The sequence below is a fragment of the Corynebacterium sp. c3Ub_189 genome (assembly GCF_039907195.1).
Lineage (GTDB): Bacteria > Actinomycetota > Actinomycetes > Mycobacteriales > Mycobacteriaceae > Corynebacterium.
In genome coordinates, this window is the sequence record NZ_JASBOF010000004.1 from 99,126 (window position 1) to 113,598 (window position 14,473).

Annotated in this window: 10 protein-coding genes; 5 read left to right on the forward strand and 5 right to left on the reverse strand. The window is 58.6% G+C overall.

Annotated elements, in window-relative coordinates; translation table 11 throughout:
• Nucleotides 1-41: 41 nt before the first annotated feature.
• Genes QKD99_RS03275 through QKD99_RS03285 form a run of 3 tightly spaced genes read right to left on the reverse strand, consistent with a single transcriptional unit; the run spans nucleotide 42 to nucleotide 3,472 of the window.
• Complete coding sequence (locus QKD99_RS03275) at nucleotides 42-1,022, reverse strand: decaprenyl-phosphate phosphoribosyltransferase (RefSeq protein WP_284844734.1); 981 nt, start codon at nucleotides 1,020-1,022, stop codon at nucleotides 42-44.
• Entirely contained in the window at nucleotides 1,015-1,530 is a 516-nt protein-coding gene (locus QKD99_RS03280; protein ID WP_198492186.1) for a phosphatase PAP2 family protein, read from the reverse strand. Before QKD99_RS03280 ends, QKD99_RS03275 begins: the two co-directional genes overlap by 8 nt.
• Nucleotides 1,520-3,472 carry a glycosyltransferase gene (locus QKD99_RS03285; RefSeq protein ID WP_347950698.1) on the reverse strand — a complete coding sequence of 651 codons (1,953 nt, stop codon included), beginning with the start codon at nucleotides 3,470-3,472 and terminating at the stop codon, nucleotides 1,520-1,522. Before QKD99_RS03285 ends, QKD99_RS03280 begins: the two co-directional genes overlap by 11 nt.
• Before the next feature lie 106 nt (nucleotides 3,473-3,578).
• On the opposite strand from QKD99_RS03285, the gene QKD99_RS03290 reads away from it, so the two are divergent.
• Nucleotides 3,579-4,841: a hypothetical protein gene (locus QKD99_RS03290; protein ID WP_347950699.1), complete on the forward strand. Its 1,263-nt coding sequence runs from the start codon at nucleotides 3,579-3,581 to the stop codon at nucleotides 4,839-4,841.
• On the opposite strand, the gene QKD99_RS03295 is transcribed toward QKD99_RS03290, so the two are convergent.
• A complete protein-coding gene (locus QKD99_RS03295) occupies nucleotides 4,838-5,425 on the reverse strand; it encodes a protein tyrosine phosphatase (RefSeq protein ID WP_347950700.1) in 588 nt (195 codons plus the stop codon). The genes QKD99_RS03290 and QKD99_RS03295 overlap by 4 nt on opposite strands.
• An 81-nt stretch (nucleotides 5,426-5,506) precedes the next feature.
• Nucleotides 5,507-5,689 carry a DEAD/DEAH box helicase gene (locus QKD99_RS03300; RefSeq protein WP_239278600.1) on the reverse strand — a complete coding sequence of 61 codons (183 nt, stop codon included), beginning with the start codon at nucleotides 5,687-5,689 and terminating at the stop codon, nucleotides 5,507-5,509.
• A gap of 465 nt (nucleotides 5,690-6,154) precedes the next feature.
• On the opposite strand from QKD99_RS03300, the gene QKD99_RS03305 reads away from it, so the two are divergent.
• The 4 genes from QKD99_RS03305 to QKD99_RS03320 are packed head-to-tail and all read left to right on the forward strand — an operon-like array spanning nucleotide 6,155 to nucleotide 14,244.
• Nucleotides 6,155-8,149 carry a hypothetical protein gene (locus QKD99_RS03305; protein WP_347950701.1) on the forward strand — a complete coding sequence of 665 codons (1,995 nt, stop codon included), beginning with the start codon at nucleotides 6,155-6,157 and terminating at the stop codon, nucleotides 8,147-8,149.
• Nucleotides 8,150-8,201: 52 nt separating this feature from the next.
• Nucleotides 8,202-9,833: a class I SAM-dependent DNA methyltransferase gene (locus QKD99_RS03310; RefSeq protein ID WP_347950702.1), complete on the forward strand. Its 1,632-nt coding sequence runs from the start codon at nucleotides 8,202-8,204 to the stop codon at nucleotides 9,831-9,833.
• Nucleotides 9,833-10,990 carry a restriction endonuclease subunit S gene (locus QKD99_RS03315; protein WP_340419466.1) on the forward strand — a complete coding sequence of 386 codons (1,158 nt, stop codon included), beginning with the start codon at nucleotides 9,833-9,835 and terminating at the stop codon, nucleotides 10,988-10,990. Before QKD99_RS03310 ends, QKD99_RS03315 begins: the two co-directional genes overlap by 1 nt.
• 35 nt (nucleotides 10,991-11,025) lie before the next feature.
• Nucleotides 11,026-14,244, forward strand: coding sequence for a type I restriction endonuclease subunit R (locus QKD99_RS03320; protein WP_347950703.1), 3,219 nt, complete (start codon nucleotides 11,026-11,028; stop codon nucleotides 14,242-14,244).
• The last annotated feature ends 229 nt before the right edge of the window (nucleotides 14,245-14,473 follow it).

The following is a 14,473-nucleotide window of genomic DNA, read 5'->3' on the forward strand; positions in this document are numbered from 1 at the left end:
TATCAGCCCCGCAGAAAATTTCTACATCGATTCCGCTGTGTCTAGATCAACGGCATGATATAAACCGCCATGGCAATGCAGGCGAGCCAGGCCAAGGCGAGGACTTGCAAAGTGCGGTCCTCCAGTGCAATCTCGTCCGGTGCGCCGCCCTGGCCGCGGTCCACATCGGCCGCATAGCGGAGGATGGCGATGGTAAACGGCACCATGGAAATCTGGTACCACACGCCACCGGTCTGGGCGTCGTTAGCGAGCTCGAAGCCCCACAGGGTGTAACAGATGACCACCGCGGTGGCGGCTAGGGTCCACACGAAGCGCAGGTAAGTGGGCGTATAGCCTTCCAGGGACTTGCGGATTTTCGCGCCGGTCTGTTCTACCAACAGGATCTCCGAGTAGCGCTTGCCGGAGGCCATAAACAGCGAGCCGAAGGCCGCCACCAGCAGGAACCACTGGGAGAGCTCGATGCCTGCGGCTACGCCACCGGCCATGGTGCGCAGCATGAAGCCGGAGGACACCAGCGCAATATCGATCACCGGCATATGCTTCCAGCCAAAGCAATAGCCCAACTGCAACGCGATATAAATCGCCATCACGATAGCCAGCTGCGGGCCGGCGGTGGCAAGGAAAGACAGGCCGATGGACAGGACGATGAGCACTACGGCCATGACATAGGCGAGCTTAATCGGCAGCACTCCCGAGGCAATCGGGCGGAAGCGCTTGGTGGGATGCTCTTGGTCCTCGCGCCAGTCCTTCGCATCGTTAATCAGGTAGATAGAGGAAGCGCCGAGGCAGAAGACGACGAAGGCCAAGAGGACGTCGAGAAGCACGCGGCCATGGAACAGCGCCTCGGCGCCGGCCGCAGCGGGGGCGGCCAGCACCAGGACGTTTTTGACCCACTGCTTGGGGCGCAGGGCCTTAATCATGCCATCGACAAGATTCTTCGGCGGCTTGCGCTTGCGGCCGGTATCTACGCCAGAGGTGTGCGGTTCCGAATGGAAAAAGTGCTGGTTTCCATCATCACTCATGCTTCATTCCTTTCATCACGACCTCCGCGGTAGCAGCGCCGATGGCCGCACCCACGGCCGTATCTGTTGGGTAGTGCACTCCGAGCACCATACGCGATGCCATCATTACCGGCACGCCGAGAAGGGGCGCCTTGCGGCCGGTCAGGCGGGTTACCGCCACCAGGAATGCGGTGGTCGAAGTCGCGTGCGAGCTGGGGAAGGACAACTTGGAGGGGGTCTTTACCCCCACGCGCACGTACGGATAATCCGGGCGCTTGCGGCGTACGATGCGCTTGAGCACCACGCTGGCGGCGTGCGCGAGGAAGGCGGCGGCCCCAACACGGATCCAGCCTTCGCGGCGGCGCTTGTCGACGCCCGCCCCTACCGCAGCGCTGCCCATCCAGCCCAAGGCATGCTCGCCCCAGTGGCTAAGCCCGCGGGCGGTGGGAAGCACGCCGGGCACGTCGAAGGCCGCACCCTGGATGGATTCGAGGACGCGCGATTCTGCTACGGAAAGCTTATTGGGCATCGAAGACCTTCTTCCAGGACTCGCGCGAGGTCAGCTCCGGCTGTGCCGCGCGGTATTCGGCGCGCAGGTCGTCGAAGTTCTCCTCGATTTCCTTCAGCAGTTCGCGGGTCTGGGCCACGAGGTCCTTGGCTAGGTCGCGATCCCGCTTGCGGAAGGCCACGCCGGTGCCACCCGCGGTGGACACGGTGGCCGAATCTACGCGGGACAGGGTGAACCAGCGGGCCTCGTCCGGGGTGAGGTTGAGCTGCGGCGCCTCATGGTGCGCAGCGTCTTCCTTGCTGACGAGATGCTTGAGGCCCTTAATGGCCCACGGGATCTTCTTAATCTTGGCCAGACGGCCGCCGATATTGCGGGTGGGCACGCCCGGCGCGCCGGTGGGAGCCGGCAGCTCATCGGCGGATTCCAGGATGACGGCATCGGAATAGTTCTTGCGGATCTGTGCGATGCGCGGCAGCGAAGACTCCAGGATGTCGAAGAGATGGTCCGGCCCGGCCAGGAAGTCCCGCATGGCCTCAATTTGGATGGCCATGGTGGAGTATTCCATGCACATGGTGTGCTTGAGGGTGGACTTAAAGATGGACTTGGTAATGCCCTTGGCCGGTCCCTCATGGTACATCGCGGCAACGATGAGGCGGTTGCGCAGGTGGAAGTAGGCCTGCCAGTCAATGGCATCGTCCTTGTCGGCCCAGGCCATGTGCCAGATAGCGGCGCCCGGCCAGGTCACCGTGGGGAAGCCATTGCGCGCAGCGCGCAGGGAGTACTCGGTATCGTCCCACTTGATAAACAGCGGCAGCGGCTGGCCGTTGGTTTCTGCCACGATGCGCGGGAAGAGGCACATCCACCAGCCGTTGTACTCCACGTCAACGCGGCGGTGCAGCGCGCGGGAATCATACTTCTTCGGATCCAGGTGGGTTTCGCGGGTGCCGATGGCGCGCAGCGGGTACTTGGCAAAGTCGTGGTCGTAGACGGCGTGCGGCGCCGCGCCCCACATGAAATCGGCACGGTTGACCTGCTCGCCGGTGGTGCGCAGCTGGGAGCGCTCCTGTAGGTTGAGCATCTGGCCGCCGACGATAATGGGCTTGGCCGCGTAGCGGGCCGCCTGAACCGCACGCAGTACGGAGTCCGGCTCGATAGCGATGTCATCGTCCATGTACAGGATGAAGGGCGAATCGGTATTTTCCAGCGCCTCGTACATGATGCGGGAGTAGCCGCCAGAGCCGCCCAGGTTGCCCTGGCGGAATTCGCGGAAGCGGTCGCCAAAGTGGGCCACTGCCTCGTCGTAACCCGGCTCATCAGCGGGGTGCTGGTTGCCCTGGTCCGGCATGAGGACGAAGTCGATGATTTCATCTACCACCGGATCTTCGGCCAATGCCTTGAGTGCTGCCACGGCATCGGTTGGGCGATTGAAGGTAGGAATGCCGACTGCCACGCGCTTGTCCTGCGCCGGTTGTTCGGTGCCGTCCGGCAGCAGCTGTGGGCCAGGGGCGTGGGGGGAGCACCAGGCGGCGTCGGCAAGCGTGGTTTCCTGCTCGGCGGTGATATCGAACCACAGCCAACCGCCGTCCTCGAAGTTTTTGAGTGGCAGCTCAAACTCGTGGTGGCCGGTGCCTACCAGGTGGTTGGCCACGGAAATGCGCTGGCCATCCTGCTTGGAGCGGTACAGGGAAATATTTGCTTGACCCTCAATGTCCAGGCTGAGGATCACGGAGCGCAGCTGCGACCAGCGGCGCCAATAAGAAGCCGGGAAGGCATTGAAGTAGGTCTCAAAAGAGGCTTCCTCGCCGGCCGGGATGGTTACGGACGTGCGGTCAAACCAGCTAAGGCGTTCACGGTTTTGCTCGGCCTCGATGAGGTAGAGCATCCGCACATCAAAGGGCTCGCCGCGCTTAGGCAGCAGGATGCGCTGCAGGGGCTCATGGGCCTGGGTGTTGTTGGCAGTCACGATAGCTTCGATTCTCCAAACGGTATAAACAGTAGTCAGCGATTTAGCGTAGTTGCTTTTGCATAAGTACTACGGTTTACACGCGGAGCCCGTATGATGGAACATCATGAGATGGGTTCCTTGCGCGGCAGCAGTAGGTCTTCTCACTGTAGCCAGCGCGCCCGCCGCTATCGCAGAGGAAAAGCCCGCGGTGGAGTTTCTGGACCACGCCCAAATCCTCAGCAATTCGGACGAAGACGCCATTAAATCGCAAGCACAGTCCATGCATTTGCCGGATTCCGTGCACGAGGTTCTCTACGCTACGTATCCGAATTCAGGCGAGGATTTTTCCCGGACTCTATTCCAAGACTTGGCCCGCGAGCATCCACATTTCATCAGCGGAAGTGAGTTACAGAAAAATGTGCTCGTCATCGCGGTTGGTTTTGAGCCCAATAGTATGGCCGTGCACTGTGGCACAGAGGTGTGCCAGGACATCAAGATTTATGACGAGGGCCGCGTAGACGGCATTTTGGACCAAATGCGGCCGGCGCTGGCGGACGATGACTATACCGTCGGCATGATCCTGGCAACGCGCGCCGCCGCGGATACCACCGTGCGCCGACAATATGCGCAGGATGCACCCACGTGGTCCGTGTTCATCGCAGCCACTATGGTGCTCGTGGTTCTGGGCGCGGTCGGCCTCATTACCTACTTGTTCATCCGCCGCGCCCGAGTGCGCAAGCGCTTCGATTATATTGAGGGCGCTCGCGACGGAGCTGAGGAACTCATCAAGCGCACGGAGGCCCGGATTGACGCCCTGCATTCCCCCTTGGCGGGCGACTACCTGAAGGTACAGTGGCGCTCTCTGTTCAATCAGTACACTGATGCGCGACCGACGCTCAAGGCGCTGGAGAACATCCAAGACTATTCCCTGCACGCCGCTTCCATTAAGGAGGCATACAAAGCGCTCAAGCAAATCAATACGGCCGCAGCGCAGATAGATTCCTTGGAAAATTTCTGCGCCGGCGATACTGCGGTGCGCGCGGGCGAGGTGCAATGGCTGCTTGGCGACGCCCAAGCGGCCCTCTCCCGTCAGCCCGACAACGCCAGCTTGCGCCAGATTACGCAGCGCATTAATGATCTGTCCCAGGATCTGTCGCGGGAAGACTTCGACTCCGCCTTCGCTCGCGTCCTCGAGGACTACCACCCCATGGTGGGCGCGCTGCCAGAACGGCTATATCCGCAGCGCGACCGCAAAACTCCCCCACTTTTGGGCACGCCGGAATGGCGCCCCGGTATGGGCACGCACTACATGCCCTATCGGTTTGCGGGCTTCTGGGTGGCTAATAATAACGTCTCCTCCCAGCTGCCCAACCCGTATCGCTTCTAGGCGTTGACCGGCTCGGTTACCGGATCGATGCCCAGCTTGTTGAGCATGTAGAGCACGCGGGCTTCGAGGTCATCAGCCAATTCGCGCGCCTCCTCCACAGTATCCGCGGCAGCGATATCCCAGATTTTGATGTCCTTGCCCGCCTCATCGCGCTCGATCTCGCGGCCCAAGAACACGATGTAATCCGGCATCGCTACCGTGCGCACCTCATCGAGGTACTTATTCGGGGCCTCACCCATGCCGCGCTCGTTCATGACGTGGGCAAGGTGGCCTTCCGCTTCGTTTTCTGGGTGAGCAACGGCGGTATCTACAAAGAGGGCGTCGCCGGCGTGCTTTCGGGTGAGCTCCGCTGCCGCTTGGGCCAGAGCACTATTCGTCCCAGCAGCAAAGCGGACGTGAATGCGGTGATTACCGAAGTACTCGCGCACCTCGCGCTCCACCAAAAGCGGCACGAATTCATCGAGCTCCGCCTTCTTGGTGTGCTTGGCAATAACCTCATCGAGCTTGGCATCGATTTCCACGGCCGTGTACTCGTGGCCGTAGTTCTCGTGCAGATCCTGGCGCAGGGTTTCAAACTGGTTCATTGTTATCCCCTTTCTCGGATTATTGTCCCGTTTGCTAATTGTTAACCTACAGTTAACTTTAATAGTTAATGTTGGGTTAAGTCAAACGGTTGGGAATAACCCAATAGTTTCTGCACCAAAAAGCGGAAAGGCCCGCCGGGAGTTCCGGCAGGCCTTCTTGGACTGTTCCTTCTTTTTATCGGGAATGCGCGATGCGCGGCTACGCAATTTCAGATGCTCCTGCAGCCGCTCCGGCGACATTTTCCACATGCGGCGGTCAGCCATGCCGTCACCTCCTTTCCTCAGAGGTGATTAAGCATAGCTCTTAGTGGCCACGCTCCTGCTCAATAGCCTTGCCCTCGTTCCAGAACGGAGCCAGCTTGATGTCGAACATGCTCAGCGCGGAGACGATAACCATGCACATATCGACGTCGACAGACAGCCCGAGCCAACACGTTCACCAGCAGGAAATCGGCCACAAAGTGCACATCAATCCCCCGCTTTAGCACCGAACCTGACCGAACACGTCAGCAAGTCATGCGCTTTTGAAGCCCGATCCCCACGAAAACCAAACCACTCTTGGGCGACACTCTTGTAGTTTGAAATACCCAGCCTTAAGCCCCCTTCAGGACGATTAACAGACTAAAAGCTAGGCACTCCACTCGAGTTCGTTTAACGTATTGGGCAGAGCAATCAGCAATGACCGCTCACCCTTATTCCCCATCACTACCCTATGAAAGGAGGCCTCAAGTGACCGCAACACTGACACTCGCCGATGTCGCCCGGCTGACCGGCGTTACGCGCCCCGCGGTCAACGAGTGGATTCAGCGCTTTAACTCAGAATCCATCACGCCCTTCCCCTCCCCTTACGGAGAACATGATGGCCACCCCTACTACGCCATCACCGAAATTCAAGACTGGCTGCGAGCAACTAAGCTCGGCCGCCGCGACACAGCCGTTGAAGATGCCCTCTTCTATTCTTCGCTCTACCGAATGCTGCTCCACAATCCGGCACGCGCGGCCTTGGGCCTTTTAAACTGCAACACGGCTCTCTCCCCTCAGGATTTTTCGCCCTCTGCTGCAGTAATCGACTCTCTTACCGCGGCGTACCAGCGCGCAGCAGGCAACATTCCTTCTGATGACCCTGAAGCTGACATCGCACAAGCCGCAGAGCAGGTAGCCGAGGCAGCTTTCGGGCCCGCGACCGCGCTCGCACGTCTTGCAGATGACCTCAGTGCTCAGCGCCAGGTAACACTCTCTTCCCGGTTTACTTCCCGCGCTATGCAAGCAGTATCGGAAGCCCTCACGCTAGAGGACCCAACTCCACCTATCATCCCTACTGATGAATACAGCCTAGGTTTCGTCACTGGACTCACCCGAGAACTCGAAGAAACGCTGGCGCTCAACATCGGATATCGAAAGGACTGCGCACCAGACTCTCTCTATTGGGCCGAACTAGCGTGCCGAAACGTGGAATTCATCGACGCTAGCAAGGAGATCCCAGCGAATTCTCTTATCGTCCACGCTGCTCCTTCCCCTCTCAAGAATGCGCCCGAATACTTCGAGCACCTCCAGGACTTGCTCGACAACTTGGACGAGCGCGGCGCAATGTTCTGCATTTCCACCGCAGACATGCTTATCGAGGACTCTTTAGCGCAGGTCGTCCGACGGCGTTTCCTCGCACCGACTGAAACCGGCGCAATTGCACCGCTGCGTTACAGCGCACGGCTGCCCCGAGGCATTTTTCCGTACCGCGGACAGAAGCAGGGCGCACTATGGATTCTCAAGCGCCCTAATCGCAAGGCCATAGGCAACCCTGCCGATGCTGCTGCCGTTATCGCTGACGTGCCGGACCTTAAGACACCCGGTCTCGTCTCAGACTGGGCAACCATGCTCGCCACACCGGATGAAGCGCGCAAGCACACCTTTGTCCGCGGTCGTATTCTTCGCGCAGCTGATGCCTGGCGCAGTCGTACTCATTCTCTCGATGACTCGGTCTTTTCTTCTACGTCGACATCCTCCGCCGCCGATCTCATGCACACCGCACTTCAAGCAGGATTAGACATCAGTTCAGTAGGGTTGGAGGACGCGCAGCCAAAGATTGGTATGCGCGCTGAATCGGGGGCAACGCGCCTTGAGTACCTACCGTGGAAGGCCGCGACCAACGCTCGCACTGGGGTACTGCAGAAACTCAGCGGCTCCCGCATTGCCGAACGTGATCTCGCCCCTGAAGCAGTAGCAAAACTGGAACTCATCGGTGAACCCGAAATTCTGGGGAGCATTCCACAGGGCGCACGTTGCATCGATCGTCTCCGGCTGGAAGACATTGCACCGCGCGGCACCCTCACAGAACCAGGGGACGTGGTCTTCATCAAGAGCCCAAGACCACGCGCGTTCATCGATGAGGAAGGCGGCAAACTAGTCACTGCACCGGCTCAAGCACTACGATGCCGCGCCTTCCGTGGACGCAGCCACACTCCCTTGGAACAGGTCTGCATTCCCTACCTCGTAGAGAAGGCTATTAACGAAGCTGTCTCCTCCGAGTTGGGATCGGTGTACTTCCCCGTATTGCCTCGCAAGAATGCGGAACACCTCAGCACAGTCGAGCACCAGCTCCGCGCACGACGCCAGCAGCTCTTAGAACAGTTACATAACCTCGATGAACTTGAGCACGGCCTCGTCATGTCGATAGGTACCGGTGCTGTCACCATCGCTGAATCTCGTGCACAATCCCCGCCAGCCTAATAACCGAGTTCAACATTCAAACACACAAACACCGTTATATGTAAGGAGAAAAATGACTAACTCAGTCAAGGATGAGCAGAACGTAGAGTCTGCCTCCGCCACCACCCTCAAAGAGCTCAAAGACACTTTATGGAAGGCAGCAGACAAGCTGCGCGGTTCCATGGACGCCTCCCAGTACAAGGACATCGTCCTAGGACTGGTGTTCCTCAAGTACGTCACTGACGCCTTCGATGCCCGGCGCGCGGAGCTGCGTGCCGAAGGCGAGGAGCGCGGCGATAGCGAAGAGTACATCCAGGAAGACCTGGAGGATATCGACGCTTACCGTGAGAAAAACGTTTTCTGGGTGGACCCCATCGCTCGCTGGACCTTCCTGCGTGACAACTCGAAGGGCAAGACGGCCGACGCCGGCCAGGAGTACCAGTCCATTGGCAAGCTCATCGATAACGCGATGAAGCAGCTCATGCTGGACAATGAGTCGCTATTAGGCACCCTGCCCACGAACTTCGCCTCGGAAAGCGTTGACCAGCGACGTTTGGGCGAACTCATTGACTTGTTCAGCACCACCCGCTTCACTTCGGAGGGCCCAGAACGCGCACGCGATTTGCTGGGTGAGGTCTATGAATACTTCCTGGAGAAGTTCGCCCGCGCTGAGGGCAAGCGTGGCGGCGAGTTCTACACCCCCCGCCCCGTCGTCCGCACTCTCGTGGAAATCCTGGAGCCGACCCAGGGTCGCGTCTACGACCCGTGCTGTGGCTCAGGCGGCATGTTCGTGCAGGCAGAGAAGTTCCTCGAGACCACGGAGAAGGACCGCACTGCTCTGGCCATCTACGGTCAGGAGCTCAATGAGCGCACGTGGCGCATGGCCAAGATGAACCTGGCCATCCACGCCATTAGCTCTGCTGGCTTGGGTGAGCGCTGGGCCGACACCTTCGCCCGCGACATCCATCCGGATAAAAAGATGGACTATGTCATGGCCAACCCACCGTTCAACATCAAGGATTGGTCGCGCAACGAGGAAGACACCCGCTGGAAATACGGCGTTCCGCCCAAGCGCAATGCAAACTTCGCGTGGATGCAGCACATTATCTCCAAGCTCACCTCTCAGGGCGAGGCCGGCGTCGTCATGGCCAATGGCACGATGACGTCGAATTCCTCCGGTGAAGGCGATATCCGCAAGGCCATGGTCGAAGACGACATCGTCTCTTGCGTCATCGCACTTCCTGCACAGCTCTTCCGCGGCACGCAGATTCCGGTCTGCGTCTGGTTCTTCGCCAAAGACAAGAAGGCTGGCTCCAAGGGCACCATCGACCGCACCAACCAGGTGCTCTTCATTGATGCCCGCGAGCTCGGCCACATGATTGACCGCACGGAGCGCACCTTCAGCGACGAAGACATCCAGAAGATCGCCGACACCTTCCGCCTCTGGCGCGGCCGCACCTCTGCACCGAAGGACGAGGCCTACGAGGACATTGCTGGTTTCTGCAAGTCCGCCTCCCTCGATGACATCCGCGACGCTGACTTCGCGATGACTCCTGGCCGCTACGTCGGCTTCGCCGAGGCCGAAGAAGACGACGAGCCCATCGACGAGAAGATTGCCCGACTCACCGGCGAACTCACCGCCGCGCTTGACGACGCCGCCCGCTTGGACAAGGCTGTGCGCGAACAGCTGGGGAGGTTGAAGTAATGAAAAAAATCGTTTCGCTAAAAGAAGTATGCGAGTCTGACTACGGAGTCACCGCCAGTGCGACCGAACAGCCTACAGGCACCCATTTCCTTCGTATCACTGACATAGTTAACTTCACTGACTATTCCGGTGTACCTTTCGTCGACATCGATGACGAAGATCGGAGAAAAAAGCTACTTAAACAAAATGACATCGTTGTAGCCAGAACAGGTGCAACCGTGGGGGCTAGCCATCTCTTTAGAGGTACCGAGCCAACAGTCTTCGCTTCTTATCTAGTGCGATTCAGACCAAAGACCTCAGACGTCGACCCAGTCTTTGTTTCATATGTATTGAATTCCCCAGCATGGAAGCAGTTTATTTTTGCCAACGCTCACTCCAAGTCGGCACAACCGAATCTCAGTGCTGCGGCAATGATGGACTTCCAGTTCTCTTTGCCCGAAATACGCGAACAACAAAAGATCGCGTCCGTCTTGAAAGCACTCGACGACAAAATCTCCACAAATTCACGCATTATCAAAATTGCCACTCATCTAAATATCAACCTTGTTGAGAAGTCCGTGACAAAAAAACTTGAGCATCTGCAGAATCTCGCAGACATCACAATGGGTTCTTCCCCCAAAGGAGAGTTCCTGAATGAAGAAGGTATTGGTGAGCCTTTCTTCCAAGGCGTACGTGACTTTGGCGAGCTCTTTCCATCTGAACGCGTCTTTGCGGAGAAGGCCGTGCGCACTGCCCAAGAAGGCGACATCCTGTTTGCAGTCCGTGCACCAATTGGTGAAGTAAATATCGCTGAACGCCCCTGCGTCATTGGCCGCGGCATCGCAGCAATTCGCGGTAAACAATCGCATCTAGGCTTGTTCTATCTGCTGAAGGGCCATCCCGAGCTCTGGGAAACGTACCAATCCAGTGGAACTGTCTTTGCCGGTATTAACAAGTCTGACCTTCACAACGCAGTAATTCCTGTGCTGCGTGACTTCGAAAAACTCGAACAGCAGCTCACTCCCATCCACGAACGCGCAATGCACGCTCTACGCGAAAATCAAGTCCTCGCCCGCACCCGCGACGAACTCCTTCCCCTCCTCATGAGCGGCCGCATTACGGTGGGTGAGGCGGAAGAGGCTGCGAACGTTGCGGGCACGGCGGCGTCGGAAAGCTAAGCACCCCTACCCCTACAACTCCTAAGGAGAAGTTCATGCTGAGCGAAGAATCCCTCGAACTCATTGTTCAGGACCACCTGGCGGAACTGGAATGGCAGGCCGGCCACGGCCCGGACTTTGCGCCGGGTTCCGGCGAGCGCGACACGTGGAATGACATCGTACTGCGCGGGCGTTTGCGCAATGCCGTGCGCAACCTCAACCCGGGCGTGCCGGAGGAGTACCTCGACCAGGCGATTGGTGAGGTCATCACGCCGAAGTCACAGTCCGCGATTTCGGAGAACCGGCGCATTCACCAGATTCTGGTGGAAGGCTATCGCGGTATCGAGTACATCGACCACGAGGGCAACGTCCAGAACCCGACCATCAACTTTCTGTCCTCGCATCCGCACATGAACGACTATTTGTCACTCAACCAGGTCACCGTTGCGAACCTGGATGGGGAACGTCGCTTCGATGTGGTTTGTTACGTCAACGGCATGCCGCTGGCATTCATTGAGCTGAAGAAGACAGGCGCGAATACCTCCGTCGAGGGCGCGTACAACCAGCTGCAGACCTACGTTAAGGAATTCGGCATGGCCTTTCGCTTTGCCAATATTGTGATTCCCTCGGATGACATCAGCGCGAAGTACGGTACGCCATTTACTCCGTGGAACCACTTTGCGCCATGGAACGTGGATGAGGACGGCAGCCCGGTAGACCCCAACAACATGGTTGTGGCCGGCGAGCCGGTCACGCAGCTGGACCTGTTGCTTGATGGTCTGTTTAATGTGGAGCGTTTTGGGCAACTCTACAGCGACTTCACGGCATTCGATGACACGGCCGAGGGCCTGATCATGCGCATCGCGAAGCCGCACCAGTACTTCGCGGTGACCAAGGCTGTGGGTTCCACGATCACGGCGGCGCGCGGCGACAAGCGCGCTGGCGTCATCTGGCACACGACGGGAGCGGGCAAGTCCATGGAGATGGAGCTCTACACCGCCAAGATTATGCGTCGGTCCGAGATGCTCAGCCCGACCGTCATTGTGCTCAATGACCGTACCGAGCTGGATGAGCAGCTCTTCGAGACCTTCAACCGGTCCACCATCCTGCCGGAGGCACCGCGCAATATCGAGTCGCGTGCTGAGTTGCGTGAGCTGCTGTCGCAGAAGACCTCCGGCGGCATCTACTTCTCCACGCTCCAGAAGTTTGGCTTGAACGGCCAGGGTGAGTTGCGTGAGACCGAGCACCCGTTGCTCTCTGACCGCAGCAACATTGTGGTCATCGTTGATGAGGCACACCGCTCGCACTATGGCTTTGGCGACACCGCGGCTGACGGTTACGCGCAGCACCTGCGTAATGCACTACCGAATGCCACCATGTTGGCGTTTACCGGTACCCCGCTCAAGGAATGGGACCGCGATACGCGCAAGGTCTTCGGTGATGACGTCGACATCTACGACATGAACCGCGCCGTCGAGGACGGTGCCGTCGTTCCCGTGTATTTCGAACCGCGCCTCATCCCACTCAAGCGCATTGCTGGGATTACCGATGACGAGATTGATGACACCGCTGAGGAAGTGCTCACGGGTCTCGACGAAGTCGAGCGCGACCGGATTCAGCGCTCCGTCGCCGCGTTGGAGATCATCTATGGTTCCGACGACCGCTTGGATGAACTGGCTGCGGACTTCGTCCGTCATTGGGAAGACCGCCGCGAGAACATGCAGGAATTCATCGGTGCACCGGGCAAAGCCATGATCGTGACCGCCACACGTTCCATTGCGGCACGCCTCTACTCCAAGATCGTGGAAAAGCGCCCGGACTGGCATAACGATGCCGATGACAAGGGCAAGATCAAGGTGATCTACTCTGCAGCGCCTTCGGATCCTGAAGAGCTCAAGGTCCATATGCGCCGACCGAGTGCGCTCAAGGCAGTGAAGAACCGCATCAAGGATGTTGATGATGAGCTCGAGATCGCCATCGTCCAATCCATGATGCTCACCGGCTTCGACGCACCGCCGCTACACACGCTCTACATTGACCGCTCGCTCAAGAGCGCGCTGCTGATGCAGACCCTCGCCCGCGTCAACCGCACGTTCCGCGACAAGCAGGATGGCCTCCTTGTCGCCTATGCTCCGCTGGTCGAGAACCTGGAGAAGGCGCTGGCTGAGTTCACGCTCAACCCCTCCGACGACGGAACCAAGGTCACAGGCCAGGACGTTGAGGAAGCGCTCAATCTGGCGAAGGGATTCCTGGCTCGTCTCGACGACATTGTGGGAACCGAATGGAAGAACACCGCTTTCATCGATGACGCCAACCTTCGCCGTGCCTTGCTCGATGTCACTGGTTTCCTTCGCAATCCAAGAACCGAAGGCAACTACGACCCCGAGAAGCCAAACGCGCGTCCCGTCGCTGATGAGTTCAAGCGTCAGGCTGGAAGGCTCGCGCGTGCCTGGGCACTAGCTTCGGGCAGCCCCGACGCTGAGGAGTACCGCGACAGCGTGCGGTTCTACTCCGAGGTCAAGAACTGGCTCATCAAGCTCGATGCGGGCGACCGCGTGGCCAATGGCGAGCCGATTAGCGACTCCATCCGCAACGCCCTAGGCAAGCTGGTCGTTGATTCGGCTGAGGCCACCGGTGTCATTGACATCTACCGCCAGGCCGGGATTGAGATTCCGAACTTGCAGGATCTCACCGTCGACCTGTTCAAGGACAAACAATCCCCCTCTGAGGTCTCGTTGCTCATTGATGCGTTGCGCCGCCAGCTCCAGCAGGAAGCCCGCACCGCCACAGGAAACAACGAGCTGCGCTCCAAGCAGTTCTCCGAGCGGATCACCGAGCTGATGAATCGGTACACCAATCAGCAGCTCACGGCCGCTGAAATCATCGCCGAACTCATCCGCCTGTCCAAGGAGATTGTCAAGGAAAGCAAACGCGGTGAACAATTCACCCCACCACTAGGCAATGACGAGCTCACCTTCTTCGACGCAGTGTCGACAAACGAATCCGCAACCGAGCTCATGGACGACGAAGTTCTTGCAGAAATCGCACGCCAGCTCGTTTCCATGCTGCGTCGCGATGCAAAGACCGACTGGACAGTACGCGATGACGTACGTGCGAAACTACGCCGCTCGGTCCGCAGGTTGCTACGCGACTACAAGTATCCACCGGACAAGGCGCCGGAGGCCATCAAGCTCGTACTTGAACAGATGGAGAAATTCGCGCCAAGGTATTCAGCGGCGGCGCGCGAACAAGGTGACGATGAACACCGTGGTTAGCCCTGCAGCCGATAGCGCGAACCTGACCCCTGTTAGCGCTCAACGCTCCTGAACACTCTCAAACACTACACACACTGTGGTGTGTTGTGTAGTGTTCGCACGTGTTCCTCGTCCGAAACTCTCACATTACGGGATGATTTCGCAGTTCAATCATAATTTTCCCGGTCTGCGCAACACTACACAACACTACATACAACACACCACCCAACACTCCATAGTGTGGTGTGTT

What these genes read in the sequence shown, in the direction of transcription:
- QKD99_RS03275 (WP_284844734.1), bottom strand. Translation starts at nt 1,022, where the DNA reads ATGAGTGATGATGGAAACCAGCACTTTTTCCATTCGGAACCGCACACC.
- QKD99_RS03280 (WP_198492186.1), bottom strand. Translation starts at nt 1,530, where the DNA reads ATGCCCAATAAGCTTTCCGTAGCAGAATCGCGCGTCCTCGAATCCATC.
- QKD99_RS03290 (WP_347950699.1), top strand. Translation starts at nt 3,579, where the DNA reads ATGAGATGGGTTCCTTGCGCGGCAGCAGTAGGTCTTCTCACTGTAGCC.
- QKD99_RS03295 (WP_347950700.1), bottom strand. Translation starts at nt 5,425, where the DNA reads ATGAACCAGTTTGAAACCCTGCGCCAGGATCTGCACGAGAACTACGGC.
- QKD99_RS03300 (WP_239278600.1), bottom strand. Translation starts at nt 5,689, where the DNA reads ATGGCTGACCGCCGCATGTGGAAAATGTCGCCGGAGCGGCTGCAGGAG.
- QKD99_RS03310 (WP_347950702.1), top strand. Translation starts at nt 8,202, where the DNA reads ATGACTAACTCAGTCAAGGATGAGCAGAACGTAGAGTCTGCCTCCGCC.
- QKD99_RS03315 (WP_340419466.1), top strand. Translation starts at nt 9,833, where the DNA reads ATGAAAAAAATCGTTTCGCTAAAAGAAGTATGCGAGTCTGACTACGGA.
- QKD99_RS03320 (WP_347950703.1), top strand. Translation starts at nt 11,026, where the DNA reads ATGCTGAGCGAAGAATCCCTCGAACTCATTGTTCAGGACCACCTGGCG.